Origin of the sequence: Rheinheimera tilapiae, assembly GCF_042432165.1 — a bacterium.
Taxonomy (GTDB): Bacteria; Pseudomonadota; Gammaproteobacteria; order Enterobacterales; family Alteromonadaceae; genus Pararheinheimera; species Pararheinheimera tilapiae.
On sequence record NZ_JBHLXP010000001.1, the window covers coordinates 2,334,725 to 2,360,352 of the forward strand.

Genomic DNA, 25,628 nt, shown 5'->3' on the forward strand with positions numbered 1-25,628 from the left:
CTTATTTCCGTACGCTTCTGAGTGTATCCGCAATCAAAAACGCCAGTTCTAACACCTGATCGGCGTTTAATCGTGGGTCGCACTGCGTAAAGTAGCGCTGACTCAAATCGTTTTCTGATAGGCCATAAGCGCCGCCGGTACATTCAGTGACGTGCTCGCCGGTCATTTCCAGATGGATACCGCCGGCATGCGAACCTTCCGCCTGATGTACGGCGAAGAAGTTGCGGATCTCACGCAAAATGGCTTCAAAATCACGGGTTTTGTAGTCATTGCTGGCTTTGACTGTGTTGCCGTGCATCGGATCAGAACTCCAGACCACTTTGCGACCTTCACGCTGCACCCGACGCACCAGCGCCGGCAGCTTGTCGGCCAACTTGTCGGCGCCCATCCGGGTGATCAAGGTCAGGCGACCTGGAATATTGTCCGGATTCAGCGCGTCGATTAAGCGGATCAGATCAAGTTCGTCCATGCCCGGGCCAATCTTGACGCCGATTGGGTTATGGATGCCACGGAAAAATTCAATATGTGCATGGTCCAGTTGCCGGGTTCTTTCACCAATCCACACCATATGGGCGGAGCAGTCATACCAGAGGCCGGTTAACGAATCACGACGGGTCAATGCCTCTTCATAATTCAGCAGCAATGCTTCGTGTGACGTATAGAGCGTAGTTTCACGGATCGAGGGGGAATTTTGCGCACTAATGCCACAAATTTCCATAAAGCGCAGCGCTTCCTGAATACGCTGGGCGATATCCTGGTAACGGCCTTTTAATGGATTGCTTTCCACAAAGCCCATGTTCCAGCGGCTGACCTGATGTAAATCAGCGAGACCGCCCTGAGCAAAAGCACGCAGCAAGTTGAGCGTTGCAGCACTGTGATGATAGGCCGTCATCAGCCGGTTCGGATCTGGTTGACGCGCAGCTTCGGTGAATTCAAAGCTGTTGACGATATCGCCGCGGTAACTTGGCAGGCTGATGCCATCAATGGTTTCTAAATCGCTGGAACGTGGCTTGGCATACTGCCCTGCCATCCGAGCAACTTTGACCACAGGGCAACTGCCAGCAAAGGTCAGCACCACCGCCATTTGTAACAGTACTTTAAAAGTGTCCCGGATCTTCGGCGCATTAAAGTTGCTAAAGCTCTCCGCACAATCGCCACCCTGCAGTAAAAATGCATTGCCCTCGGCCACCTGGCCGAGCTGACTAAACAGATCACGGGTTTCCTGAGCAAAAACCAGCGGCGGATATTTGTGCAGCTGTTGCTCTACCGAGGCTAATAAAGCCTGATCGTCATAATGGGGTTGCTGTTGGATCGGAAATGCTCGCCAGCTTTGAGGCGTCCAGGTAGTCACTTTAAGATTCCTATTTCAGGTGTTTGTGGATGTAAATTTCGCTTGAGTTATGGCTCCACCGCACAAGGTAAAGGCAGCCGCTCTGAAATTCAACGCTTTCACCGGATAAATTTCAATCTGGACGTATAAACGGCTATTTATTCGTCAGCCTTGCTTTAAATGGCGCAGCAATTGCTGACAAGACTGCTCAATCAAATCAAAAACTACGGCAAAACCACGTGGCCCGCCATAATAAGGATCTGGTACTTCCTGCCACTTTGGATATTCCGGGTGGTACTGCATCAGCAATTTCAGTTTATGTTGTTGCTCAGGCGGACAACGTTTGGTCAGATCAGCCAGATTTTGCTGATCCATCGCCAGAATCAAATCATACTCAACAAAGTCGGTACTGAGTACAGGTCGGGACTTAATGCCCTTAAAGGAATAATCTGCAGCGGCCTTGATGCTACGCGGATCCGGTGCATCACCTTTATGCGAGGCGCTGGTACCGGCGGATTCCACTTCACAAGGCAGACCTTGTGTCGTCGCAAGCTGGCGAAAGACCGCATGCGCGGTTGGTGAACGACAAATATTGCCAAGACATACAAACAGGATTTTCAAGGGCATTGTCCTTGTGCCTAAAGAAGTTGCGCCAGTATACGAATTTTGTGACTATTTGCCAAAGTGCAAGACAAACAAGGACATTCCGGTGGTAGATGCATTACACGCAGTCGAGCAACAACTAAATCAGGTGATCCTTGGTAAACCGGCTCAAATCAGGCTGGCCCTGACTTGCCTGTTGGCTGGCGGCCATTTATTGCTTGAAGATATGCCCGGCATGGGCAAAACCACTTTGGCGCACGCACTGGCTCAAAGCCTTGGTTTGAGTTACCGCCGCGTGCAATTTACCAGTGACTTGTTACCCGCTGACTTAACTGGCTTTAACCTGTTTGATACCAGAACACAGGAATTTAAATTCCAGCCTGGGCCTGTGTTCAGTCAGGTGTTACTGGCGGACGAAATCAACAGAGCCAGCCCGAAAACTCAAAGCGCCTTGCTCGAAGCGATGGAAGAACATCAGGTATCCATTGACGGTGCAACCCGTGAATTACCCTCGCCGTTCTTTGTCATTGCGACACAAAATCCACAAAACTACAGTGGTACCAATGCACTGCCCGAATCACAGCTCGACAGATTCATGATGCGGCTGAGTCTCGGTTTTCCAGACCGGGCCGCTGAATTGCTGTTGTTACAACAACCAGCCGGGCGTGTTGAAACGATGCGGGCAGTGCTCGATACGGCAGGATTGCTGCAGTTACAGGCGCAGGTCGATACAATCAAATGTAGCGACAGTCTGCTGCATTACGTGTTAGACCTGGTCCAACACAGCCGCCAGCGCGATGATATGCAGCCTTTATCGCCACGGGCTGCCAAAGCGTTGGTGCGTGCCGGACGCGCTTGTGCGCTGTTGGATCAACGTAGTTTTGTCACTGCAGACGATATCCGTCAGGTATTTAGTGCAGTGACCGAGCACCGGTTGCAGCCGCGTGGACATGCCGGCGAAACTGCCGCCAGCACGCTCTTGCTGCAGCATACTCCTTGTAATGTCTGATATGGTCGGGATCGCCGCCAGACTTCAAACACAATTCCGTCAGCGGATCTGGCGTTGGTTGGATACGCGCCAACCGATCTCTGCGGTGGTGCGCCTGCAACAAAGATTTATGTTTGTGTTCCCAACCCGCTTTGGCTTTGGACTCTGTGCGCTGGTGCTGTTGTTATACATCCTAGGCACCAATTATCAGAATAATCTGATTCTGCTGTTGGCTTACTTATTGTTGGTATTGGTGATCAGCACTATCGTGTTGGCGTTTCTGAATCTGCATCATTGTGAACTGTCCGCCCGGCCGCTGGCCGATGTATTTGCCGGGCAAAATGCCGGTATTCTGCTGACACTGCATCGCCGAACCGGAGTGCCGCTGGCGCTCGATGCCGGTTGGCAACAACAATCGGGCCAGTTAATATCGGTTAGTGATACCACTGTTGTGCTTGAACTGCCGGCACCAAAACGCGGTTGTTTTGTTATTCCGCGGCTAAAGCTGCAGTCAGTTTACCCCTTTGGCTTAGTGCGGTGCTGGTGTTATGTGCGGCTGGATTGCCACTATTGGGTGTTCCCGGCGCCGGTCCCTGCCCCTTACGCCGGCCCACAAGCCGACCCAAACCAGCAAAATGCTGAGGAATGGGCCGGACAACGTCAGTATCAGCCGGGCGATCCCTGGCGTCAGCTTGATTGGAAGCGGTTTAGCCGGCAACAACAGTTACTGGTCCATCAATTCAGGGCGACAACATTGCCCGGCACGGATCTGTGGCTGAGCGTTGATCCACGGCTTAATACGCTCGAAGCGCAGTTGTCAGATTTGGCCGAACGGGCGCTGCGGGCGGAGCAGGCACAACAACCGTTTGGCTTACGCCGCATGCCCACTGACATCGCGGTTGGCAGCGGTCCGGCCCACTTGCGCCAGGTATTACAGGCGCTCGCACTATGGTAAATGCTATCGCTCAGATCAGCCCTCAGCTATTTCAGACCCTACAATGGCGTTTATGGTTGTTTCAGCTGCTGCTCTGGGCGTTATTGCTGCCGGCATACAGCAGCTGGAGCCTCGCGGTGTTTGCTTTGTTATTGCTGGCAAAACTATGGCAACTTTATCGTGGGGGGCGGCCCTGGAGTCTGACCAAAAACAACTTGCTGGCTGCAGCCATGCTGGTCGCGTTGCTGATCAGCAGCCGTCAGCTCGGCGTCATGCACCTGATGTTTCATTTTTTATTGCTGGCAGCGATTTTGCGTCTGCTCGGTTTGTCTGAACGGCGACCCGCGGATATTTCACAACTGCTATGGGTGCATTATTTCCTGTTAGCCTGCGCTTTTATCCTGCATCAAGACCTCTGGCTGGCCATGCTGATTTTTTGCGCCTTTTTGCTGAATCTACATTGTCATCACTTATGTTTCTGCCGGGAACAACCACAATGGCAATGGCGCCAGGTGAGTCGTGTTGCAGCATTGATGACTGCGGCAACTGTACTGTTATTTCTGCTGTTTCCGCGTCTGCCACCGCTATGGCAATTGCCAGGAGCCAAGTTGAACCAGACCGGTCTGAGTGACAATCTGGCGCCTGGCTCGGTCTCTAGCCTGTTACAATCAAACGCGCTGGCGTTTCGCGTTAAATTTGACGGCGCTGCGCCACCGCCAGAGATGCGCTATTTCCGGGCAAAAATCTACGATGTGTTTGATGGTCAAAACTGGCGGGCGCAACGGCCGCAGCTCAAAGCCAGCCCGGCACCTGCAGACAACCCTCACTACCGTTATACCGTGATCGCCGAGCCCCATCAGCAATTCAGTTTGTTTGTCTTGGGATTACCAAACCAAAACAGCAGTAATGTTGGGGTCAACCGCGAAGCGCTGGTTGTCGCGGAGCAACCACTCAGTCAGCGCATCAGCTATCAGCTCAGCAGTTCACTGGTGCCACTGCCTGCGCGTGGCGACGTTTCGCGTTATCTGCAATTGCCGGCCGGTAATGTCAAAGCAAGAGAGCTGGCGCTGCAACTAAATCAAGGCGTGCCCTCAGCGAAAACACTGGCGGCGCGGATTGGCTCGTACTTTCAACAGCAGCAGTTCAGATACAGTCTGTCGCCGGGAGAAATCAACGGAGAGCAAATCGACAATTTCCTGTTCGATAAAAAGCTGGGATTTTGCAGTCACTATGCCAGCAGCACAGTGTTTTTATTGCGTGCTGCCGGCGTGCCGGCCCGCTTAGTCGGCGGTTATCTCGGAGGTGAATGGCAAGATAATGGCGCTTACTTGCAGGTGCTGCAAAAAGACGCCCACGCCTGGGTCGAATATTATCAGGATAACCGCTGGTGGCCCTTTGATCCCACCGCATTGATTGAACCCTCACTTTTGGTCGACTTGTCCGAAGACAGTATTGCAACCGAATTCTCTGGCCTTGGCGGCGATTGGATGTTGCAACGGCTGGAGATTTTGCTGATGCAGCCGCTACGGAACATGGATTATTATTGGTCAATGTGGGTGCTGAGTTTTGATTCTAACCAACAACAAAGCTTATTTGGTCAGTTAAATAATTGGCGGCAACAACTACAGGTTCAGCCAAAACATGCTTTTTGGCTATTGATACTGCCGGGGCTTGGACTCGTGATTTGGTGGTGGCGCCGGCCGCGTATACAGCCAGTGGAACAGTTATTTCAGCCGTTATTGCGATTGCAGGTCAAGTTACCGCAGCAAAGCTATCAACAATACTTGCAACAATGGGCCGAACAACACCCAATGTTGATGCCGGAGATCTCTGCTTGTCTCGATGCTTATTTACGCTGGCAATTTAATGGCGAGCCTGGCGGTTTAATTCAGGCCCGTCAAATAATGAAACAGCTAAAACCTAAACTTAAACGGCTAAAATTCTGAGCGCATGCTGGATATGTTCTGCGCAGCTGCGGCCCAGATCCGTCAGATAACCGCCGTCTGGTTGTGTCACCAGCCCTTTTTGATACAGCCGGGCGATAGCTGCTTTCGTTTCGTCGTCTGCGTCTTTGTGCGCTTTAATTCCTTCTAGGCTGCTATCAAGGTTAAACAAATTCAGTACCCGGATCTCAACATTCAGATGTGCGTTTACAGGCATAGCTACTCCTTGGTGTTATTCTGCTCTAACCATAGTCTGCATGACTATCGCCGGCAAATCCGGCGTTTAGTTTAAGGCGTCATCACGCCAGAACTTGGTGCCTTTGATGGTGGCCTGCAAGGCCAGACCTGTTTCAGTTAACTGGTAAATCGTAATATTATCAACGGTAATTTCGCCGCCAATCGCATCACCTTTTTCATCCGCTTTCGCTGCCGCATCCATTTGTCCGCCAAAAGCCCAACCGTCATCGACAAAACGATTCAGTGCCTGTTGGTTGTGGAAGACAAAGACCAACCGGTAGTCTTTCGCACCGATGCCAAGCCCAAGACCGATCTCGCCCATTTTCATATAAGTCACAGTGCCATTATTGCTGTGAACCACACCATGGCCACCACCCGCGCTGGCGAAAATCAGATTGACGTTGGCATTAGAAAACACGGCATAACCCGCAGCGCGCTCTATGGTGTCCGCAGCATAGGGTTTCTGTTTGTAAAGTTTGTTCAGTGTGCCGGCGCGCATTTGTTCGATCGACTGGCGCTTTTGATCAGCAGTCTGGCCACCGTTACTGGCGCAGCCACTGAGAACCAGCACCAGTACCAGCGCAGATGAAATCAGCCATTTTGTCATTGTGATGCTCCTGAAAATATTAGGCTCGCGTTTTCTGACCTGTCGCCGCTGCAAAAGGTTGCAGAACAATCGGCGATTTTTAGGGTGTGTTGACCCGTGATCAAAGCTAAAAAATTATATTGCGTCAGAAACTTACTCGCAGCAACCGGAATTTCTGCCCACAGGTGTTTAAAAAAAACAGGCCGCAATGCGGCCTGTTTTCTTCAGATGAACGCGTTTATGCAGCGTTTCTCAGCGCGGCAATCCGTTTTTCCAGCGGAGGATGGCTTAAAAACATCTCGCTGCGTGCAGACTTGTTGGCAATACCGAAGGCCATCATCGAGCCTTCCAGCTGACTGTCATGGTTGTTGCGCAGGCGTTCCAGCGCCGCCACCATTTTATTGGCACCGACCAGCTTGGCAGCGCCGGCATCAGCGCTGTATTCGCGCTTGCGGGAGAACCACATCACGATGATGCTGGCTAACACGCCAAATAACATTTCCAGCACAAACACCGTCATCATATAAGCGAAACCACCGCTTTCTGATGATTCGTCATCACTGCTGCGTGTGGCGTTGTGGATAGCGCCAGCGATTAAGCGCGCCAGGAAGATTACGAAGGTGTTGACCACGCCCTGGATCAGCGTCAGCGTCACCATATCGCCATTGGCGACGTGTGACACTTCATGCGCCAGCACAGCTTCTACTTCATCTTCACGCATGTTGCGTAACAAACCAGTGCTGACCGCGACCAGCGCATTATTCCGGCTCATACCGGTCGCAAAAGCATTCATTTCCGGTGAATCGTAGATGGCTACTTCCGGCATGCCGATCCCAGCCTGTTGCGCCTGACGGCGCACTGTGTCAAACAACCAGTGCTCAGTGGCATTTTGCGGTTGAGTGATAACAACGGCGCCAGTCGACCGTTTTGCCATCCACTTGGACATCGCCAGTGAAATAAATGAGCCACCGAAACCAAATACTGCCGCCAGTAACAGCAAACCGCCCATGCTTTGACGATCGATGCCAAAGACACTGAACAAAATGCTCAGCACGACAGACAGTACCAGCATCACAGCTAAGTTCGTCATAATAAACAACAGAATACGTTTCATCATTACCTCTTATTTCCGATGACCTGCAAGCATCATATGGGCGTTTGCGCCGATATCAAGGCTGTTACGGAATCTCGGCGCAAATCGACTATGAGCCACCGCGAAAATTATTTAAAAAAGCCTGCGCCAGCTCGGCACACTGAGCATCCGTTGGACCTTGTGGCGCAAACGGCAAAGTGGCCAAACATGGCAGCTGCAAACGACCGCACAGGTCTTGCAACGTTTCCGCCAGATAATGCATGTCGGGATCCAGCACATTGGCGATGTAACCAAGCAGCGGCACGCCGGCTCGGCGCAACTCACGGACTGTCAGCAGGCTGTGATTCAGGCAGCCAAGTTTTACGCCGACCACCAGCACCACCGGCCACTGGTGGGCAATGACCCAATCAGCCAGATATTCCTGTGCATTCAGAGGCAACAACCAACCACCGGCCCCTTCGACCAGGGTCAGATTGTTGTCTTGATTTGGCGCTGTAGCAACCAGCAGCATATCGAGCTGCTGCAATGACAGGGACTGGCCTTGTGCTTGCGCGGCAAGATGAGGCGCGGTTGGCAGGTTAAAACATATTGGATTGACCGCACTAATAGTTTGGCCGGTGACCGCCGCCAGCGCACTGGCATCGGTGTTGTGTCCTGCAGCATCGACACCACTGGCGACCGGTTTCAGCGCAGCGCAGCGCACGCCGCTTGCTAGCAACCCGCGTAACAGTGCAGTGCTACAGTAGGTTTTACCGGCATCTGTGTCGGTACCGGTGACAAAAAAATGCGCTGCCATCAGTTCGGTTCTCCCGGCATCTGACCAAAGATAAACAACACCTGATAACTCAGCGGCAAACCTTGGGTGGTCAGATTGCGCTGATAGGCATCGGCAAAACGTTGCCAATAAGCGCGCCCGGCGAGGCCTGGGATCGCTGCCGGTTTAAGACCAGTATAATTGGCGCCAATCAGCTTAAATTCACGGGCCAGGGTAAATACATCAGGGAAAAACAATTGAAAGGTTTTTTGCTGCGCGTGACATGGCAAACCTTGTTTGCGTGCACTGTGCAGATAATCCGCCACCGGACTGAATTGCAGCGTCGGCGGTACTTGCCCGCTTAAACGCCAGGCTTGCTGAAATTCAAACATCGACTCTTCCACCAGGGTCGTCAGCACAAAACGCCCGCCGGGTTTCAGCACCCGGGCGATTTCAGCAAACACCGCGGCCGGATCAGCGCACCACTGCAGCATCAGCGAACTAAATACCGTATCGACACTGTGTTCCGGCAGCGGAATAGCCGCAGCATCGGCCTGGATAAATTCATTGGCGATACCGTGACGCTTCGCCTGTTGCAGCATCGCGGCACTTAAATCCAGCGCGACCAGATGGTCACAGTGGCTGCTCAGATTGTGATGAAACCAACCCGGACCGCAGCCCAAATCTAACAAGGTCCCGTGCTGCTGCGAAGCCAAAAACCGCAGGGCGTCAAAGGCCACTTCGCGTTGCAGCCGCGCACCTTGTTCGTAGCTTTTTGCCGCTTTACTGAAATGGGCATTAATTTGGTCCGCTTGCAGCAGATTATTCACGTCAACTCTCCGGTATTGTGGTCGTGTGGTTTTGCGCAGTGACGGGTTGTGTTTGTACCAGCACCTGCACTAACTGACGGATCTGTAATTCGCTATGACTGGCACTGAGGCTAATACGCAGCCGCGCCTGCGGCACTGTCGGTGGACGGATGGCATGCAACCAGATGCCACGTTCTTTCAGCGCGTTGCTCCAACGCATTGCACTGGTATTGTCGGCACAAAGTACTGGCTGAATGGCGGTCATCGAATCAGCGATGCCCAGCCCAGCCTGCCGCGCCAGCTGGCGAAACAAGGCAATGTTGTCGGCCAGTTTTTCGCGACGCCACTGCTCAGCGCGACAAAGTAAAACGCTGCTCTGCATGGCGCGGCATAATGCCGGCGACAAGGCAGTGCTGTAGATATAGTGCCGCGATTGCTGGCGGATAAAATCGATCACATCGCGGCTTCCTGCCAGAAAACCGCCCTGTCCGGCTAAGGCTTTGCCAAAGTTTGCCATCAGACATTGCAAAGCTGAGACCTGCACGCCATGCGCAGCCCAGCTGCCACGGCCCTCGCTGCCGAGTACACCAATACCATGCGCATCATCAAGCAATAGTGGCTGTTTGGCTGTTAACAGATGCAATATTGCGGCACAGTCGGTGACATCGCCGTCCATGCTGAACACGCCCTCGGTGGCAACAACAACATCCTGATTTTTAATGCCAGATTGCTGCAGCATGGCCGCCAGCGCGGTCAAATCCTGATGTGGATAGCGTTTAAAAGACCGTTGTCCGCTGGTGAGTAGGTCCTGCATCGATGCGTGGCAATATCTATCCAGTAACAACAAATCATCTGGGCCGACCAACGCACTAAGCATCGCCTGATTGGCGGCAAAACCGGAGCTGAACAACAACACGTCTTCAACACCCAGCCAATCACGTAACGTAGCGATTAGTTCGGCATGCGCAGGCTGATAACCAGTGATTAGCGGTGAGCCGGTACTGGCCACGCCATCGGCAAGCGCAGCATCGGCCATGGCCTGCCTAAGCAACGGCGCTTCTCCCAGCCCCAGATAATCATTGCCGGAGAAATTGACGAACAGCGCGCCGTTGCTGTTCAGCAAACCGCCCGGCAAAGTCTGGACCTGCTGTTCCTGCCGATACAGGCCTTGCTCGCGGCGCGCTGCCAACCAGCGCTGGATCTCAGCATTTTGCATGAATGTCAGACAGCGGCGTGAAATAAAGCCGGTTCTAGCTGGTCCTGGATCGCCTGCGCCATCGCCGCTTCATGCGCTTCATCCGACACGTCACCGCGCTGTTCAGGTTTTAAGCCAAGCTTGGCAAACAGCTGCATATCAGCATTTGCTTCCGGATTTTCGGTGGTCAGCAATTTGTCGCCGTAGAAAATCGAATTGGCGCCCGCCATAAAACACAGCGCCTGCATTTGTTCATTCATTCGTGAGCGGCCAGCGGATAACCGGACATGGCTTTTTGGTAACATGATGCGCGCCACGGCGATAGTACGGATAAATTCAAAGCCATCCAGATCATCGACATTTTCCAGCGGCGTACCCGCCACTTTGACCAGCATATTGATTGGCACCGATTCCGGATGTTCCGGCAGATTGGCAATTTGACGCAGCAATGCTGAGCGGTCATTAGCACTCTCGCCCATACCGACAATACCGCCACAGCATACTTTCATCCCGGCATCGCGCACATGCGACAGCGTATCTAAACGGTCCTGATAGGTACGGGTGGTAATGATTTCACCGTAAAATTCCGGTGACGTATCCAGATTGTGGTTGTAATAATCCAAACCAGCACCGGCGAGCTCCTGCGCCTGATCCGCCGTAAGTTTACCCAGCGTCATGCAGGTTTCCAGGCCCATGCCCTTCACACCCTGGATCATTTCCATGATGTAAGGCATATCGCGTTGCTTTGGATTACTCCAGGCCGCGCCCATACAAAACCGGCTGGCGCCCTGATCTTTGGCCGCTTTGGCCTGCGTCAGTACTTTTTCTACTTCCAGCAGCCGCTCACGTTCCAGCCCCGTGTTGTAATGACCGCTTTGCGGGCAATATTTGCAATCTTCGGCACAGGCACCCGTTTTGATCGACAACAAGGTACTGACCTGCACTTCGTTGGCTGTAAAATTAGCGCGATGCACCAGTTGGGCGCGAAACATTAAGTCGTTAAAAGGTAAGGCGAATAAAGCGTTGACTTCGGCCAGTGTCCAATCATGGCGGACCTGCGACAGGCTTGGATCGGTAAAAAGCGAATGCATAAAAGTCCCTGTATTTCATTTGTCTTTGACTGGGTTTGTCGCTAGTCTAACCGCGCACCTTGCCTTGTCAACGCGTACCAGTTCTCCAAGTTTACCAGTGGTTAATATATGAGCATAGATCTGCAGTTTGATCGCCAGCATTTGTGGCATCCATACACGTCAATGGCCTCGCCTTTACCGGTTTATCCGGTGCGTAGCGCTGATGGCTGTAAATTGTACCTTGATGATGGCCGTGTCCTGATCGATGGCACATCAAGCTGGTGGGCTGCCATTCATGGATACAATCACCCGCAACTCAACGCCGCGGTAAGTGCACAGTTACAGCAGATGAGCCATGTGATGTTTGGCGGTATCACCCATGCACCGGCTGTTGCACTCGGTAAACTGCTGCTCGAACTGGTGCCGGCGAACCTGCAACATATATTCTATGCCGACAGCGGTTCTATCGCCGTCGAAGTGGCACTCAAAATGGCGCTGCAATATCAGCTTGCCCTAGGCAACCCACAGAAAAGCCGCGTATTGAGTCTGCGTAAGGCCTATCACGGTGATACTTTTGCGACTATGGCGCTGTGTGATCCGGTGGATGGCATGCACGCGATGTTTCAGGCGCAATTGACTTTACACTTATTTGCCCCAGCGCCGACACGGGCATTCAACGAGGACTGGCAAAGCGCTGATGGCGATGCGCTGCGGGCGATGTTCGCCCAGCATCATCAACAGCTGGCGGCCTTTGTGCTGGAACCTGTACTGCAGGGCGCAGGTGGCATGCGACTTTATCATCCACAGTATTTACGCTTGGCGCGGGAGCTCTGTGACCAATATCAGGTCTTGTTGATTTGTGACGAGATCGCCACCGGTTTTGGCCGCACCGGTAAGTTATTCGCAGTCGACCATGCTGGGATCCAGCCTGACATTATGTGTCTAGGTAAAGCGCTCAGTGGTGGCTACATCACGCTGGCGGCAACCTTGTGCAGTTCAACAGTTGCCGACGGTATTAGTCGCGGGGCTGTTGGCGCTTTAATGCATGGTCCGACTTATATGGCGAATCCGTTGGCTTGTGCTGTCGCTTGCGCCAGCCTGAAGATTATTCAGACTGGCATTTGGCAAACGCAGGTCGCTCAGATTGAACAACAGCTGCAATTGTTAAAACCACTTGTGCAATATCCCGCAGTCAAAGCGGTGCGCGTCTTAGGCGCTGTCGGAATTGTCGAGATGAATGGCAATATTGATGTAGCCAAAGCACAAGCTCTGATGGTAGCGCAAGGCGTCTGGATCCGGCCTTTTGGTAATCTGTTTTATCTGATGCCGCCCTATATCATTCAGACAGCTGAGCTTGAACAGCTGATCGCTGCGTTGCAATTTATTGTGCAGCAGGATGTCCTGCATCAGGCGCAGGCTTTACCTGGCGCTTAGAGCTTCCACTACGCCTTAGACGTGTCGCCTTGCCTGAGGCAAATTCAAGCGGCTCTGCTGTGCGCTTATTCAGCTATATGGTGCACTAGACTTGATAAAAGAAACTTAATGCAGCCAGCGCGATGAGTAACAAGGCCACGGAGTTGTACTGCTGTCGGTCTGTCGCGCGCCGCAAGCGAAATTGATTTAATACAATGCTGCACAGGCTAACCAGACAACACCACCACAGCAGGTAAATCAGCTGCCCGGTCAGCGTGGGTTCCCAATAATTGCGCAGCTGAATACCCCAATAACGCACCAGGCCAGTATTCATTTCAGGCTTCGCCATATGACTCAGGCCCAGTGCCACGATCAGAATGACCCAGCCAATCACCGACAACCAATGAAAACTGAGGACTATCCAATCCGGACCTTTGCGGCGATTTTTACGCGGTCTGCTGCTAACAGGTTCATCCACGGCGCGGTTCCTTCGGTTTGTGACAAGTTTTGCTTGTGCTTAAGCGCTGCCTGCGTATCATTACACCTCCTGAATTAAAATCAAACTTTTCTGAAGCGCAAGTTGGAGCCTGATGCATGACGCATGCAGTGATTAAAGACGTACTTGCCGGCCAGTATGCTGCCGGCGCCACTATTACCGTCAAAGGTTGGATCCGTACCCGTCGTGATTCCAAAGCCGGTATTTCTTTCCTCGCCGTACACGACGGCAGCTGTTTTGATGCACTGCAAGCCGTCGCTCCGGCTGAACTCAATAATTACGAGACCGAGATCAAACGCCTGACGACTGCATGTTCGGTAATTGTCACCGGCACCGTGGTGAAATCTGAAGGTCAGGGCCAATCCTTTGAAATTCAGGCGAGCTTGGTTGAAGTGCTGGGCTGGGTAGAAAATCCGGATACCTATCCGATGGCGCCAAAACGCCATAGTATGGAATATCTGCGTGAACAGGCGCATTTACGCGCCCGCACCAATATGGTTGGTGCCATCACCCGCGTCCGGCATTGCCTGGCACAGGCCATTCACCGTTTCTTCCACGAACGTGGTTTTTACTGGATCAGCACACCGATCATTACCGGTGCTGATGCCGAAGGCGCCGGCGAAATGTTCCGCGTCAGCACGCTGGATTTAGAAAATCTGCCGCGTGATGACAAAGGCCACATCGATTACAAACAAGACTTTTTCGGCAAAGAGACTTTCCTGACTGTTTCAGGCCAGCTCAACGTTGAAACTTATGCCTGTGCGCTGTCCAATGTGTATACCTTTGGCCCGACTTTCCGTGCTGAAAACTCCAATACCACGCGTCACCTCGCGGAGTTCTGGATGATTGAGCCTGAAGTGGCTTTCGCGGAATTAAAAGACGTAGCACAACTGGCAGAAGACATGCTGAAGTATGTATTTAAAGCTGTGCTGGCCGAGCGTGCCGACGATATGGCGTTTTTCGCTGAACGCGTCGACGACAAAGCGATCAGCCGTCTGCAGCAAATCGTTGAATCCAGCTTTGTACGGATGGATTACACCGACGCCATCACCATCCTGCAAAACTGCGGTAAGAAGTTTGAATATGCCGTGGAATGGGGTGTCGACTTACAGTCTGAGCACGAACGTTATCTGGCCGAAGTGCATGTTGGCGCGCCAGTGATCCTGCAGAACTATCCAAAAGACATCAAAGCATTTTATATGCGGATGAACGAAGACGGTAAAACCGTGGCCGCGATGGATATTCTGGCGCCAGGCATCGGCGAAATCATCGGTGGTAGCCAGCGTGAAGAGCGTTTGGAGCAACTTGATGCGCGGATGGATGCGATGGGCCTGAATAAGGAAGACTACAGCTGGTATCGTGACCTGCGCCGTTATGGCACAGTACCACACGCGGGCTTTGGTCTTGGCTTTGAACGTTTAGTGTCTTACGTGACTGGTGTCGGTAATGTGCGTGATGTCATTGCATTCCCGCGTACACCGGGCAGTGCAGACTTCTAATCGAACTCATGAAAAAAAACCGCCTTCCGGCGGTTTTTTTTTTCAGCTGCAAAGCATGATTCACTACTGATAATCGCTGAAAAACTCACTGACCTCTAACTGCGGTCGCTGTGGCATTTCCGAAGCACAGGTGCCGAGATACAGATAACCGACAATTTCATCGTCTTCTGCCAACCCCATGGTTTGGCGCACAAATTCATATTGGGTGTAAGCACCGGTGCGCCAAATGCCGCCAAAGCCTTGCGCAAATGCTGCTTGCTGCATTGCCATCACCGCACATGCGGCTGATTGAACCTGTTCGGATACCGGTACTTTATGGTGTTCGCGACATCTGGCAATACAGGCGATCACCATTGGTGCGCGCAGTGGTAGTTGCCGCGCCCGCTCCAATAAATCATTGGCGATGGTAGGATCATCTTCAAGCGCCGCCTCAGCGAAAATATCGCCAAGTTTGGTCAGTGCCGATTTGCCGCTGAACACGACAAACCGCCAGGGACGCAGGCCGCCGTGATCAGGTACCCGCAATGCGGCTTGTTTGATCAGCTGTAAGGCTTCGCCTGCAGGTGCAGGCTCAGTTAAGCGGGAGGAGGAATAGCGGGTCGTGAGTAAGGTCATTGCGTCCATAAAAAAGCCCTTGAGAAAGACCCGCTAAGGCTAGCAAACTTCATTGATAAACGACAACCGAAATTGCCTATTCCAATGCCGGTTGCGGCTAATTCAGCCAAATATTGTTTATATTCAAACAATTGCAGACGATTTATTCTGCGTTCGCAATCGTTTGTGCATATAAAGCCTGATATGCAATAGCGGCCTGTTGCCAGTCAAACACTTGCGCCATGCCCCGTTGCTGAACACTGCGGTAGCGACGCTTATTGCGATATAACGCTGACGCAATCGATAACGCCTCGACCAGTGCCGCCACAGTCGGCTCTTCAAATACCACGCCAGTAGCCCCCCGTTCACTCAGATCGGTGACGGTGTCTTTTAAACCACCCGTCGCCCGCACCAATGGCACAGTGCCATAACGCAAGCTGTAGATTTGGTTCAGGCCACAGGGTTCAAACAGGCTGGGCATTAAAAAAAAGTCGCCAGCGGCTTCGACCTGATGCGACAGCGGCTCATCAAAACCTTCCAGTAAGCGAAATTGCTGCGGAAACTGCTGTTCCAGCCCACGTAACGGCTGGATAAACTGTTGTTCCCCGGTCCCCATCAACAGAACCTGGGCATCTGTATTGCTAAGGAACTGCTGCAAGGCCGGGATCAACAGCGTAAATCCTTTTTGTCCGGTGATGCGACTGACACTGACAAATAATGGTGCGTTACTGTCAGGCAGCTGCGTTTGCCGGCGCAGTTCGGCTTTACACAACGCTTTGCCGCTCAAATCGCTGCCATCGTAGCGGGCCGGCAGACTCAAATCAGTTGACGGGTCCCAACGGCTATAATCACAGCCGTTCAGAATGCCGACAAAACGATTCTGCTTCTGCTGATAGAGTTCGGCCAGTCCATTCGCAGCCGGCTCTGTCAGCAGCTCATCCCGATAACCCGGACTCACTGTGTTGATACTGTCAGCCTGCCATAAGCCGAGCGCCAGTAAGGTGGTCGGTAGTTCAGCCGGCAAATGCCAGTGGTCCAGCCCCAACAGGCCAAGCTGTTCGCGGCCAAACCCCTGTTGGTAAGCGGCGTTATGTACGGTCAGAACAAACTTACTTTGGGCTAAAGCGCCCAGCTGCATTTCTTTTAAATAACAAGCGGCTAAAGCGCTTTGCCAATCATGTCCATGCACGATATCTATGGATTCAGGCTGCGTCTGCAGATAGGCCAGCGCAGCCTTACAGAAAAAAGCAAAGCGCTGCAGGTTGTCCGGATAAGGCTGCTCGCCGTCATCATAAGGCCGTGGCCGCTGAAAAAACTGATGATGTTCAATCAGCGCCACTTTGATCCCATCAACTACGGTATGCCTGACGGCACAACCATAAGTCTGATGACCAAGGTCAAAATACAAGGACTGCCAGTCAGCCGTTTGCTCGACCCCATACAAGGCGCCATAACGCGGCAAAATAACCTGCACTTGATGCCCGGCCTGCTGCAGGGCCGTTGCCAGCCCACGGGTCGCGTCGGCCAGACCACCGGTTTTCAGCAGTCCTTCAAACTCACTGCAGATAAATGCCAACCGCATCACATATCCTTCTTTTAAGCCAGCATAACTAAACTGGGACAGTCCAACCTGCGAATCAAAAGCTGTTAATCAAAACCGACCATGGCGCCTTTCGGGATCACGACCACACCGTCTGGCGACACGTGGAAACGTTGTTTGTCCAACACCGGATCTTCACCAATCACAGTGCCCGGTGCGATGCGCACGTCTTTATCGATAATGGCGCGGCGAATGCGACAGCCCCGGCCAATATCGTTATTGCCCATCAGCACGCTTTTTTCAATATAAGCATGGCTGTGCACGTGACAGTTGTAACCGAGGATCGAATGATACACGATTGAACCACTGACGATGCAGCCGGCAGCGACCATCGAACTAATCGCCTGCCCAGTCCGGTTGGCTTCATCGTGGACAAACTTCGCTGGTGGCATTGGCGGTGTATAACTGCGCATCGGCCAGTATTTGTTGTACAGGTCAATTGGTGGCACGATGGAAATTAAATCCATGTTGGCTTCGTAATACGAATCGATGGTGCCCACATCGCGCCAATAACCGCGCACTTCTTCTTTTTCACCGCGGATGCGGTTCGTCGAGAAGTCATAGACGTACACTTCACCAAGCGGATACAACTTCGGAATAATATTGTGGCCAAAGTCGTGTTTGGAGTCAGGCTCTTTCGCATCCGCTTCCAGCACTTCGACCAGGGTTTTGGCTTCGAAAATGTAATTGCCCATCGAGGCCAACACAAAATCCGGCCGGCCCGGGATGGTTTTTGGATTGGACTTCGGTTTTTCTTCAAAACCGATCATTTTACCGTTGGCATCGACTTCAATGACGCCGAATTCATGCGCCAGTGCGACCGGCACCGGGATAGCCGCAACGGTCAGTTTTGCTTCATGCTGGCGATGGAACTCCAGCATCTGGCGGACATCCATCTTGTAAATGTGGTCCCCACCAAACACACAGACATGTTCAGGATCAAGGCCTGAGATCAGGTGTAAATTCTGATAAACCGCGTCGGCAGTGCCCAGATACCAGTGTTTACCGGTTTGCATCTGGGCAGGGATCGGATCGATAAACCGGCTGGTCAAGCCTGTTACCCGCCAAGCCCGGCTTAAATGTTTCATCAGGGAGTGCGATTTAAACTGCGTGATCACGAAAATTTGCAGCAAATCCGAATTAACGAAGTTGTTTAATACAAAATCAATAATGCGGTAATTACCACCAAAAGGTACTGCGGGTTTGGCTCGGATCCCGGTAAGTGGCGCCAGACGCGTCCCCTCACCACCAGCCAGAATCATTGTTAACACACCTGACATATAGACTCCCTGTAGATTTCGACAAACTGCACTTGCTGGTTATGCCATAACTCTAAGCAAGGCCAATACCATGATTGGCAGTTACGCCGATAATTCCCTGCAATGTGGGAAATACCACTGCGGCGTCCGAACCACTTTATGGCGGCCCGATGGCAACAGTATGACAACGCGCGCTAAAATGGTGCAAAAAGAAGCCCTTGCACCAAAAACACGCTGTTGCAGCTGTATGACAGTTACTTAACTTGGGAAAGGCCCGCGGGGCAAGTGAAATCTGAAAAAATTGTTTTCAGCTGGGGGAACATCAGGTCGGTTTGTTCCGACCTGATGAATGGTTTTGCAGAGGTTATCCGTTTGATCTTGGTCATCTGCCGATGTGATATCAGCGATCAAATCACCGCAGCAAGCTCAGCGCCCTGTCGGATCGCTCGTTTGGCATCCAGTTCTGCAGCCACAAAAGCGCCGCCTATCAGATGGCTGTTCACGCCTTTACCGGTTAGCTCGTCATGCAGCGAACGCAAACTTTCCTGGCCGGCGCAAATCACCACATGATCGACATCCAGACAACGTTCCTGTCCATCCAACTCAATCCACAAACCAGCATCATCTACACGCAGATACTGCACGCCGGCGAACATCTCGACGCCTTTTTTCTTCAGCGAACTGCGGTGGATCCAACCGGTAGTTTTGCCAAGTCCGGCACCTACTTTTGAGGTTTTGCGCTGCAACAGATAAATTTTGCGTGCCGGCGCCGGACTGATCTCTGCCGGCAATAATGCACCGCGCGTCTGATAGTCGGCATCAATGCCCCAGTCTTTTAACCAGACTTCAGGCTGCAATGTCAGCGAATGTGGTTCTGTCAGATACTCGGCGATATCAAAACCAATCCCACCGGCACCAATCACGGCAACTTTTTCGCCAACCGTCTTGTGGTCACGCAGCACATCGAGATAACTCAGTACTTTCTTATGGTCACTGCCCGGAATTTGCAGCGCGCGCGGCTTGATCCCACTGGCAATGACAATTTCATCAAAACCGCCACCGGCAAGGCTTTCTGCGGTTTGCAGACTGCCCAGTTCCAATTTGACCGCATGGTGTTTCAGCATCTGGGCAAAATAACGCAGCGTTTCATGAAACTCTTCTTTACCCGGTACCTGTTTGGCGTAATTAAACTGACCACCGATGCGGTCGTCCTTATCAAATAAAGTGACGCTATGACCGCGCTGCGCGGCATACACCGAAAAAGCCAGTCCGGCGGGGCCGGCACCGACCACGGCAATTTTCTTCGCTGTGGCGGCTGGATGGAAATTCAGTTCGGTTTCATAACAGGCGCGTGGATTGACCAGACAGGTCGCGCGTTTTTTCTGAAAAATATGGTCAAGACAGGCCTGATTACAGGCGATGCAAGTGTTGATTAGCTCAGGCGTGCCGGCCGCCGCTTTGTTAACAAACTCCGGGTCAGCCAGAAACGGCCGTGCCATACAAATTAAATCGGCTTCGCCTTTAGCCAGAATGTCTTCCCCGACTTCCGGTGTGTTAATCCGGTTGGTCGCGACCACCGGAATGCTGACTTGCTGTTTGATCCGCGCCGTAATCCAGCGAAAGGCCGCGCGCGGCACCATAGTGCCGATCGTCGGCACCCGCGCTTCATGCCAACCGATACCGGTATTGATCAGCGTCGCACCGGCTTGTTGCACAGCTTTGGCCAGTTGCACCACTTCGTCATACGAATTGCCATCTTCAACCAGATCAAGCATCGACAGCCGGTAGATAATAATAAAGTCAGGCCCGCATTTGGCACGGACCGCCCGGATAGTTTCCAGTGCCAAAGCACAGCGCTTTTCAAAACTGCCACCCCATTCATCCTGGCGCTGGTTGGTGCGCTGACAGATAAACTGGTTAATCAGGTAGCCTTCTGAACCCATGATTTCAACGCCGTCATAACCGGCTTTTTGCGCCAGCGCTGCTGAACTGGCGAAATCTTTGATGGTGCAGCGTACCTGACGGGATGACATTGCTGCCGGTTTAAAGGGTGTGATCGGCGACTGAATGGCGCTTGGTGCCTGATTCAGTGGATGATAACCATAACGGCCAGCATGCAGCAGTTGCAGACAAATTTTTGCGCCATAGGGATGAACCGCTTCAGTTAACAACCGATGTTTGCCGGTTTGCCAGAACCAACTGAGCTGACTGCCAAAGGGGACCAAAGAACCGCGAAAATTCGGACTGATACCACCGGTAATAATCAGGCCAACCCCACCTTTTGCCCGCTCGGCATAAAAGGCGGCAAGTTTATCGAACCCCTGTTTCTCTTCTTCGAGTCCGGTGTGCATGCTGCCCATGATCACCCGATTTTTCAATTGGGTGAAACCTAAATCAAGTGCTGACAATAAATGTGGATAAGACACTGCGACCTCTCTGGTCATACCTGTTAGATGTGCGGAATGTAGCGTCTTTTTTCTGAGCTGACAAGCCGCGACTGTTTGCTTTCTCACCGGGTTACGAACATTTTCTTACAAATTGCCGTCGAACACTGGCGGTGAATTGAGTATCTTAGCGATAACTGTAAATGTGACGTAGGTTAGTTGAATGTCTGAACAAAAACCTGGTTTTATCCGTCGTCTGCTGCACTCTGTATGGCAGGGATTCCGGTTTATCCGCAACTTTGTACTGAATTTTGTTTTTGTGTTGTTGTTTATCGGCTTTATCGCCGTGCTGTTCAGCGACAAAGAACAAGTTGAAGTCAATGAAAAAACTGCTCTGGTGCTGAACTTAAAAGGCGATTTGGTTGAAGAAAAACAATGGGTTGATCCAGTGGAAAAAGCCATTAACGAATCGACCGGTTCAGAAGACGAAAGACCAGAAATTTTAGTTCGTGATCTGGTGAAAGTCATCAACGAAGCCGCCAAAGACGACCGGGTTAAAGTGATGGTGTTGGCGTTGTCCGATTTAGGCAGCGGCTCACTGGACAAACTGCAGCAAGTCGGTGGCGCATTAGAAGCATTTAAGGCCGCCGGCAAAAAAGTGTTTGCCACTGGCGCCTATTACAGCCAGAACCAGTATTTCCTTGCCAGTTATGCCGACAGCATTAACCTCAACCCAATGGGCGCAGTGATCCTTGAAGGCTATGGCAGCTACCCGATGTATTACAAGGCAGCACTGGAGAAACTACAGATCTCCACGCATGTCTTTAAAGTCGGCACCTATAAATCCGCGGTAGAACCATTCACCCGTAATGATATGTCGCCTGAAGCCAAAGAAGCGAATGGCGTCTGGCTGACCGAGCTTTGGCAAAACTATAAAGAACAAGTCGCTGCGCGTCGCGGTTTTGCCGTCGACAATTTTGACGAAAGCTTTGCCCGCCTGTATGAACGGATTAATGCTGCAAACGGCGATATGACGCAATACGCGCTGGATGCCAAACTGGTCGATACCATTAAGACCCGCGAAGAATTCCGTCAGGATATTATCGCGCTGGTCGGTGAAGATGAAGACAATCACACCTTCACTCAAATCAGTTATGAAGACTATCAAAGCCTGGTAGTTCCACCATTTCCGGTGGTGAATCCGCTGACAGATAAAGTCGCATTGGTCGTTGCCCGCGGCGCTATTGTTGATGGCAATGTCAAGGCTGGTATGATCGGTGGCGAAAGTACCGCGAAGTTACTGCGCACGGCACGCTATGACGACAAAGTGAAGGCGGTTGTATTGCGTATCGACAGCGGCGGCGGCAGCGCCTTTGCTTCAGAACAAATCGCTCAGGAGATCCGCTTATTAAAAGCCGCTGGCAAGCCGGTGATTGCTTCGATGGGAGCTGTCGCCGCATCAGGCGGTTATTGGATAGCAGCTCCGGCTGATCAAATTTTTGCAGCCCCGACGACCATCACTGGCTCAATCGGCATTTTTGCTATGTTCCACACCGCTGAAAACGCCATGTCGACACTGGGTCTGAATGTCGATGGTGTGGGTACCACCGAACTGGCTGGTTTCTCCTCGGGTCTGCCGCTGTTTAAAGGCTTGCCAGCCGATGCGGAAAGACTGCTGCAACGCAGCATCGAAAATGGCTACGACGAATTTATCACCCATGTCAGTACCACGCGTAACATCGACAAAGCGCAAGTGGATAAAATCGCGCAAGGCCGCGTCTGGACCGGTCAAACAGCGCTGAAACTGGGCCTGGTGGATAAACTGGGTACTTTAGATGATGCCATTGCAGCAGCGGCTGCGACAGCCAGCCTGAAACATTTTGATGTACAGCTGATTGAACAGGAAATGAGCGAGCAGGAAAAATTAATGGCGCAACTGTTTGGCAGTGCCAAAACGCTGGGTTTATTGCCACAACAAGCGACCACTGTGACACCTGTGCAAAAACTGATGCGGCAGTTAAATCAGGAATTACAGGTCCTCAGTCAGTTTAATGATCCGAATGGCATTTATTCAGTTTGTTTCGCCTGTCAGGTGCAGTAGAACTTCAATCTCAGGCCGGTGTTCCCGGCCTGAATTTTGTGTAGCCAGAAAAGTAAAAACCCCGCACTCAGGCGGGGTTTTTGTATTTGGCGGAGAGAAAGAGATTCGAACTCTTGAAGGGCTACTAACCCTCGCCGGTTTTCAAGACCGGTGCATTAAACCGCTCTGCCATCTCTCCGTGGCGCGTATATTAATCAAGACGCGCTCAAAATCAAAGTGTTTTTTTCCGATTTAACACTTTGAATTCACTAAAAGAATATTTTTTATGCAAGCTGGTGATTTTTTGACTGACTCGCCGGTGAAATGGAATCTTTTTCATTCCATAAGGTCTGCATAACATGACAGTAACCGATCGGATTCTGTATAGTCGCAGTATAACCAAGGAGAGTCTATGCAATATCAACAATCACAGGTGCTGTCCGGCCACGACAGCGCAGCTATCAACAAAGTCTTGCGTAACACTTATATGTTACTGGCGATGACACTGACCGGCAGCGCTGTTGCGGCTGGTATCTCAATGGCGCTCGAATTAAGCGCAATGGCAGGTATCGGTTTATCGCTGCTGGCATTTGCGTTGGTCTTTGTCGTAATGAAAACCGCTGATAAAGCCTCAGGTATCGCCTGGGTGTTTGTCTTTACCGCAGTCATGGGCGCATCGATCGGTCCGATGCTGAATCGTTTTGCCGCCATGCCAAACGGCTCTGAACTGATCATGCAAGCCTTTGGTGCAACTGCACTGATTTTTTTCAGTTTGTCGGCCTACACCCTGACCAGCAAAAAAGATTTCTCATTTATGGGCAATTTTTTGTTTGTCGGCTTGGTGTTAGTCATTATCGCTGGTATTGCCAACCTGTTTTTCCAGGTGCCGGCATTGCATCTGGCAATCAACGCTGTGGTCGTACTGATTATGTCGGGCCTGATTTTGTTTGATACCAGCCGTATCATCAACGGCGGCGAAACCAATTACATCCGGGCAACGGTCAGCCTGTATCTGAACATTTTTAATCTGTTCACTTCGTTACTGCAATTGCTGGGCGTATTTGGCAGCGACGACTAACGACAACAGTCTGAGGATGCTTTAAAATGCCCCGCTTTCGGGGCATTTTTTTGTTTGGAGCCTATGGCCAGCTTCGTGTTGTATATTCAATCTGACTGTTATGCCAGCCCGGTACTTGATGATGTGCTGCGTTTTGCCAGTGCGGCACTGCAACTCGGGCATCAAATCAATCACCTGTTTTTTTATCAGCAAGCCGTTCAAGCCATTTGCGCCGACATCGATTTACCGGCCGATGAGCCCGACCTGGTCGGCCGATTAATTGCCTTTACTGAGTCGAATCAAATCCCGTTATTGTATTGTGCGACCGCAGCTGAGAAACGCGGTTATACCCAGGTGCGCCAGGGATTTACTCTAGCCGGCCTCGCCGAATTTGGCATGCGGCTGGAAAACACCGACCGCGTGGTACAGTTCTGATGGCAAAAATTCTGTTAATCCACCAAGCCAGTGCCTTTGAAGCCGCTACAGCCCGCGAAGCGCAGGATCTGTCGTTAGCATTGGCAGCCACTGAACACGAGGTGACATTATTGTATAGGGGGGCAGCTGTATTACAATTGCTACCGCTGCAAACGACAGTTGCCGTCAAAGATTTCACCCAAAGCCAGAAACTGTTTGCCCTGTATGACATTGCGAAGGTCTGCGTTTGTCAGCAATCGCTGCAGCAGTTTCAATTGACCGCCGAACAATTGCGTATGCCAGTGCAGGTAGTCGATTTACCGACTCAACAACAGTTGCTGGATGACGCCAGCCATATCCTGGTGCATTAATGCGATTATTCCAGCTGACTCAGGCCAAACTACCCGCATTGCTGACATTTGCTACGGCAGATGACTATCTGTTACTGCGCCAGGACGCGGTGTATTTACTATTACAGCCTCAGCGCTGGCCGTGCCGGCTTGGTGTGCAGGCTGACGATTTGCGGGCACGTGGACTGGTTTGCCCTGCAGATGTAGACAAACTCACTGACAGCCAGTGGGTTGAACTGACATTACAGGCAACACAGGTGATTTTATGTCAGAACTAACAACAAACGCCGATGAGGCATTGGCGGGGATCCCGCTCGATAAGCATGGTTATCTTGCTGACTTACATTGTTGGACTGAAGCATTAGCACTCGCTTTTGCCAGGCAGGAAGGCATCAACATGACACCGGCACACTGGGAGGTGGTCTGGTTTGTGCGGGATTTCTATCAAGAGTACAACACCTCTCCGGCCATTCGCATTCTGGTCAAAGCCATGGCGGAAAAACTGGGACCAGAAAAAGGTAACAGTAAATATCTGTTTATGTTGTTTCCAGAGGGGCCAGCGAAGCAAGCAACCCGGATCGCGGGTCTACCTAAACCTGCCAAGTGTCTTTGATGCCTGGCTAGCAACAACGTCTCCTGCGTCAAGAGACTTTTACCGGCCGTAACTTTACAGTGGTTTAGTGTGCGGTGTTTTTATAAATCATCCAGCCCGCTTCAAAACTGATATAAAGCACGATAGCGAGAATAGACAGTGTAATCAGCCAGTACACAGTGCGCAGGAACACTTTCACCGGACTGGTGCGGGTGCGTTTAACCCCCACCTTTTTTGTGATACCGGGATTACGCAGATCGGTTGACTGTGGTTTTTGTGGTTCTGTCATCTGACTCTGGACCTATCTAATTATCAAGTGAGCCGGCGACCTAAGCCGCCGGCATCATG

At 51.8% G+C, this 25,628-nt stretch carries 26 protein-coding genes and 1 tRNA gene; 11 read left to right on the plus strand and 16 right to left on the minus strand.

Going from position 1 to position 25,628, the window contains the following annotated elements; all coding sequences use genetic code 11:
- Window position 1: 1 nt before the first annotated feature.
- Together ACFFJP_RS10090 and ACFFJP_RS10095 are read right to left on the minus strand one after the other, a co-directional pair.
- A complete protein-coding gene (locus ACFFJP_RS10090; protein WP_377243007.1) occupies window positions 2-1,351 on the minus strand; it encodes a class II 3-deoxy-7-phosphoheptulonate synthase in 1,350 nt (449 codons plus the stop codon).
- A 144-nt stretch (window positions 1,352-1,495) separates the two neighbouring features.
- Window positions 1,496-1,951 carry a low molecular weight protein-tyrosine-phosphatase gene (locus ACFFJP_RS10095; RefSeq protein ID WP_377243009.1) on the minus strand — a complete coding sequence of 152 codons (456 nt, stop codon included), beginning with the start codon at window positions 1,949-1,951 and terminating at the stop codon, window positions 1,496-1,498.
- Between the two features lie 82 nt (window positions 1,952-2,033).
- Between ACFFJP_RS10095 and ACFFJP_RS10100 the strand changes: the two genes are divergently transcribed.
- From ACFFJP_RS10100 to ACFFJP_RS10110, 3 genes are read left to right on the plus strand one after another with little or no spacing between them, the layout of a single operon-like run.
- Window positions 2,034-2,942 carry an AAA family ATPase gene (locus tag ACFFJP_RS10100; RefSeq protein WP_446686827.1) on the plus strand — a complete coding sequence of 303 codons (909 nt, stop codon included), beginning with the start codon at window positions 2,034-2,036 and terminating at the stop codon, window positions 2,940-2,942.
- On the plus strand, window positions 2,935-3,876 hold the full coding sequence (locus ACFFJP_RS10105; protein WP_377243013.1) for a DUF58 domain-containing protein: 942 nt from the start codon (window positions 2,935-2,937) through the stop codon (window positions 3,874-3,876). The genes ACFFJP_RS10100 and ACFFJP_RS10105 overlap by 8 nt, the downstream gene beginning before the upstream one ends.
- Entirely contained in the window at window positions 3,870-5,801 is a 1,932-nt protein-coding gene (locus ACFFJP_RS10110) for a transglutaminase TgpA family protein (protein ID WP_377243015.1), read from the plus strand. Before ACFFJP_RS10105 ends, ACFFJP_RS10110 begins: the two co-directional genes overlap by 7 nt.
- Here ACFFJP_RS10110 and ACFFJP_RS10115 read toward each other — a convergent pair.
- From ACFFJP_RS10115 to bioB, 7 genes are all read right to left on the minus strand, one after another.
- Window positions 5,782-6,015: a TIGR02647 family protein gene (locus ACFFJP_RS10115; RefSeq protein WP_377243017.1), complete on the minus strand. Its 234-nt coding sequence runs from the start codon at window positions 6,013-6,015 to the stop codon at window positions 5,782-5,784. The two genes, ACFFJP_RS10110 and ACFFJP_RS10115, sit on opposite strands and share 20 nt — an antisense overlap.
- Window positions 6,016-6,081: 66 nt before the next feature.
- The gene (locus ACFFJP_RS10120; protein ID WP_377243019.1) at window positions 6,082-6,642 is read right to left on the minus strand and encodes a lipid-binding SYLF domain-containing protein; all 561 of its coding nucleotides are present in this window, start codon (window positions 6,640-6,642) and stop codon (window positions 6,082-6,084) included.
- A 217-nt stretch (window positions 6,643-6,859) separates the two neighbouring features.
- Window positions 6,860-7,735 carry a protease HtpX gene (gene htpX, locus ACFFJP_RS10125; RefSeq protein ID WP_377243433.1) on the minus strand — a complete coding sequence of 292 codons (876 nt, stop codon included), beginning with the start codon at window positions 7,733-7,735 and terminating at the stop codon, window positions 6,860-6,862.
- A gap of 88 nt (window positions 7,736-7,823) precedes the next feature.
- Complete coding sequence (bioD, locus tag ACFFJP_RS10130; RefSeq protein WP_377243021.1) at window positions 7,824-8,510, minus strand: dethiobiotin synthase; 687 nt, start codon at window positions 8,508-8,510, stop codon at window positions 7,824-7,826.
- Window positions 8,510-9,298 carry a malonyl-ACP O-methyltransferase BioC gene (gene bioC, locus ACFFJP_RS10135; protein ID WP_377243023.1) on the minus strand — a complete coding sequence of 263 codons (789 nt, stop codon included), beginning with the start codon at window positions 9,296-9,298 and terminating at the stop codon, window positions 8,510-8,512. Before bioC ends, bioD begins: the two co-directional genes overlap by 1 nt.
- A gap of 1 nt (window position 9,299) precedes the next feature.
- Window positions 9,300-10,493: an aminotransferase class I/II-fold pyridoxal phosphate-dependent enzyme gene (locus ACFFJP_RS10140; protein ID WP_377243025.1), complete on the minus strand. Its 1,194-nt coding sequence runs from the start codon at window positions 10,491-10,493 to the stop codon at window positions 9,300-9,302.
- 5 nt (window positions 10,494-10,498) lie between these two features.
- On the minus strand, window positions 10,499-11,536 hold the full coding sequence (gene bioB, locus ACFFJP_RS10145) for a biotin synthase BioB (RefSeq protein ID WP_377243436.1): 1,038 nt from the start codon (window positions 11,534-11,536) through the stop codon (window positions 10,499-10,501).
- Window positions 11,537-11,671: 135 nt separating this feature from the next.
- Here bioB and bioA point away from each other — a divergent pair, with 135 nt between their 5' ends.
- Window positions 11,672-12,976 (plus strand): adenosylmethionine--8-amino-7-oxononanoate transaminase, encoded by a 1,305-nt coding sequence (gene bioA / locus ACFFJP_RS10150; protein ID WP_377243027.1) that lies wholly within the window; start codon window positions 11,672-11,674, stop codon window positions 12,974-12,976.
- 85 nt (window positions 12,977-13,061) lie between these two features.
- Here the strand turns inward: bioA and ACFFJP_RS10155 are convergent, their stop codons facing one another.
- Window positions 13,062-13,433, minus strand: a complete 372-nt coding sequence (locus ACFFJP_RS10155; RefSeq protein WP_377243029.1) for a hypothetical protein — start codon at window positions 13,431-13,433, stop codon at window positions 13,062-13,064.
- A 116-nt stretch (window positions 13,434-13,549) separates the two neighbouring features.
- Here ACFFJP_RS10155 and asnS point away from each other — a divergent pair, with 116 nt between their 5' ends.
- Window positions 13,550-14,950 (plus strand): asparagine--tRNA ligase, encoded by a 1,401-nt coding sequence (asnS, locus tag ACFFJP_RS10160; protein WP_377243031.1) that lies wholly within the window; start codon window positions 13,550-13,552, stop codon window positions 14,948-14,950.
- 63 nt (window positions 14,951-15,013) lie between these two features.
- Here the strand turns inward: asnS and ACFFJP_RS10165 are convergent, their stop codons facing one another.
- The 4 genes from ACFFJP_RS10165 to ACFFJP_RS10180 form a co-directional block, all read right to left on the minus strand.
- Window positions 15,014-15,574, minus strand: coding sequence for an NAD(P)H nitroreductase (locus ACFFJP_RS10165; protein ID WP_377243033.1), 561 nt, complete (start codon window positions 15,572-15,574; stop codon window positions 15,014-15,016).
- Between the two features lie 133 nt (window positions 15,575-15,707).
- A complete protein-coding gene (locus tag ACFFJP_RS10170) occupies window positions 15,708-17,126 on the minus strand; it encodes a glycogen synthase (RefSeq protein WP_377243035.1) in 1,419 nt (472 codons plus the stop codon).
- Window positions 17,127-17,191: 65 nt separating this feature from the next.
- Window positions 17,192-18,424, minus strand: a complete 1,233-nt coding sequence (gene glgC, locus ACFFJP_RS10175) for a glucose-1-phosphate adenylyltransferase (protein ID WP_377243037.1) — start codon at window positions 18,422-18,424, stop codon at window positions 17,192-17,194.
- Window positions 18,425-18,810: 386 nt separating this feature from the next.
- A complete protein-coding gene (locus ACFFJP_RS10180; RefSeq protein ID WP_377243039.1) occupies window positions 18,811-20,829 on the minus strand; it encodes an oxidoreductase in 2,019 nt (672 codons plus the stop codon).
- A gap of 181 nt (window positions 20,830-21,010) precedes the next feature.
- Here ACFFJP_RS10180 and sppA point away from each other — a divergent pair, with 181 nt between their 5' ends.
- Window positions 21,011-22,888, plus strand: coding sequence for a signal peptide peptidase SppA (gene sppA / locus ACFFJP_RS10185; protein ID WP_377243041.1), 1,878 nt, complete (start codon window positions 21,011-21,013; stop codon window positions 22,886-22,888).
- A gap of 87 nt (window positions 22,889-22,975) precedes the next feature.
- Here sppA and ACFFJP_RS10190 read toward each other — a convergent pair.
- Window positions 22,976-23,066, minus strand: a tRNA-Ser gene (locus ACFFJP_RS10190).
- Between the two features lie 213 nt (window positions 23,067-23,279).
- Between ACFFJP_RS10190 and ACFFJP_RS10195 the strand changes: the two genes are divergently transcribed.
- The 5 genes from ACFFJP_RS10195 (at window position 23,280) to ACFFJP_RS10215 (ending at window position 25,301) form a co-directional block, all read left to right on the plus strand.
- Complete coding sequence (locus ACFFJP_RS10195) at window positions 23,280-23,945, plus strand: Bax inhibitor-1/YccA family protein (protein ID WP_377243043.1); 666 nt, start codon at window positions 23,280-23,282, stop codon at window positions 23,943-23,945.
- A gap of 63 nt (window positions 23,946-24,008) precedes the next feature.
- On the plus strand, window positions 24,009-24,359 hold the full coding sequence (locus ACFFJP_RS10200; RefSeq protein WP_377243045.1) for a DsrE/DsrF/TusD sulfur relay family protein: 351 nt from the start codon (window positions 24,009-24,011) through the stop codon (window positions 24,357-24,359).
- Window positions 24,359-24,709 carry a DsrE family protein gene (locus ACFFJP_RS10205; RefSeq protein ID WP_377243047.1) on the plus strand — a complete coding sequence of 117 codons (351 nt, stop codon included), beginning with the start codon at window positions 24,359-24,361 and terminating at the stop codon, window positions 24,707-24,709. The genes ACFFJP_RS10200 and ACFFJP_RS10205 overlap by 1 nt, the downstream gene beginning before the upstream one ends.
- Window positions 24,709-24,966, plus strand: coding sequence for a DsrH/TusB family sulfur metabolism protein (locus ACFFJP_RS10210; RefSeq protein ID WP_377243049.1), 258 nt, complete (start codon window positions 24,709-24,711; stop codon window positions 24,964-24,966). Before ACFFJP_RS10205 ends, ACFFJP_RS10210 begins: the two co-directional genes overlap by 1 nt.
- A complete protein-coding gene (locus ACFFJP_RS10215; protein WP_377243051.1) occupies window positions 24,954-25,301 on the plus strand; it encodes a TusE/DsrC/DsvC family sulfur relay protein in 348 nt (115 codons plus the stop codon). The genes ACFFJP_RS10210 and ACFFJP_RS10215 overlap by 13 nt, the downstream gene beginning before the upstream one ends.
- A 64-nt stretch (window positions 25,302-25,365) precedes the next feature.
- Here the strand turns inward: ACFFJP_RS10215 and ACFFJP_RS10220 are convergent, their stop codons facing one another.
- On the minus strand, window positions 25,366-25,569 hold the full coding sequence (locus tag ACFFJP_RS10220; protein WP_377243053.1) for a hypothetical protein: 204 nt from the start codon (window positions 25,567-25,569) through the stop codon (window positions 25,366-25,368).
- Between the last annotated feature and the right edge of the window lie 59 nt (window positions 25,570-25,628).

Coding starts and splice junctions, on each gene's coding strand:
- ACFFJP_RS10105 (WP_377243013.1), top strand. CDS start 2,935: ATGTCTGATATGGTCGGGATCGCCGCCAGACTTCAAACACAATTCCGT.
- ACFFJP_RS10110 (WP_377243015.1), top strand. CDS start 3,870: ATGGTAAATGCTATCGCTCAGATCAGCCCTCAGCTATTTCAGACCCTA.
- ACFFJP_RS10115 (WP_377243017.1), bottom strand. CDS start 6,015: ATGCCTGTAAACGCACATCTGAATGTTGAGATCCGGGTACTGAATTTG.
- ACFFJP_RS10120 (WP_377243019.1), bottom strand. CDS start 6,642: ATGACAAAATGGCTGATTTCATCTGCGCTGGTACTGGTGCTGGTTCTC.
- htpX (WP_377243433.1), bottom strand. CDS start 7,735: ATGAAACGTATTCTGTTGTTTATTATGACGAACTTAGCTGTGATGCTG.
- bioD (WP_377243021.1), bottom strand. CDS start 8,510: ATGGCAGCGCATTTTTTTGTCACCGGTACCGACACAGATGCCGGTAAA.
- ACFFJP_RS10140 (WP_377243025.1), bottom strand. CDS start 10,493: ATGCAAAATGCTGAGATCCAGCGCTGGTTGGCAGCGCGCCGCGAGCAA.
- bioA (WP_377243027.1), top strand. CDS start 11,672: ATGAGCATAGATCTGCAGTTTGATCGCCAGCATTTGTGGCATCCATAC.
- asnS (WP_377243031.1), top strand. CDS start 13,550: ATGACGCATGCAGTGATTAAAGACGTACTTGCCGGCCAGTATGCTGCC.
- ACFFJP_RS10165 (WP_377243033.1), bottom strand. CDS start 15,574: ATGGACGCAATGACCTTACTCACGACCCGCTATTCCTCCTCCCGCTTA.
- ACFFJP_RS10170 (WP_377243035.1), bottom strand. CDS start 17,126: ATGCGGTTGGCATTTATCTGCAGTGAGTTTGAAGGACTGCTGAAAACC.
- glgC (WP_377243037.1), bottom strand. CDS start 18,424: ATGTCAGGTGTGTTAACAATGATTCTGGCTGGTGGTGAGGGGACGCGT.
- sppA (WP_377243041.1), top strand. CDS start 21,011: ATGTCTGAACAAAAACCTGGTTTTATCCGTCGTCTGCTGCACTCTGTA.
- ACFFJP_RS10195 (WP_377243043.1), top strand. CDS start 23,280: ATGCAATATCAACAATCACAGGTGCTGTCCGGCCACGACAGCGCAGCT.
- ACFFJP_RS10200 (WP_377243045.1), top strand. CDS start 24,009: ATGGCCAGCTTCGTGTTGTATATTCAATCTGACTGTTATGCCAGCCCG.
- ACFFJP_RS10205 (WP_377243047.1), top strand. CDS start 24,359: ATGGCAAAAATTCTGTTAATCCACCAAGCCAGTGCCTTTGAAGCCGCT.
- ACFFJP_RS10210 (WP_377243049.1), top strand. CDS start 24,709: ATGCGATTATTCCAGCTGACTCAGGCCAAACTACCCGCATTGCTGACA.
- ACFFJP_RS10215 (WP_377243051.1), top strand. CDS start 24,954: ATGTCAGAACTAACAACAAACGCCGATGAGGCATTGGCGGGGATCCCG.
- ACFFJP_RS10220 (WP_377243053.1), bottom strand. CDS start 25,569: ATGACAGAACCACAAAAACCACAGTCAACCGATCTGCGTAATCCCGGT.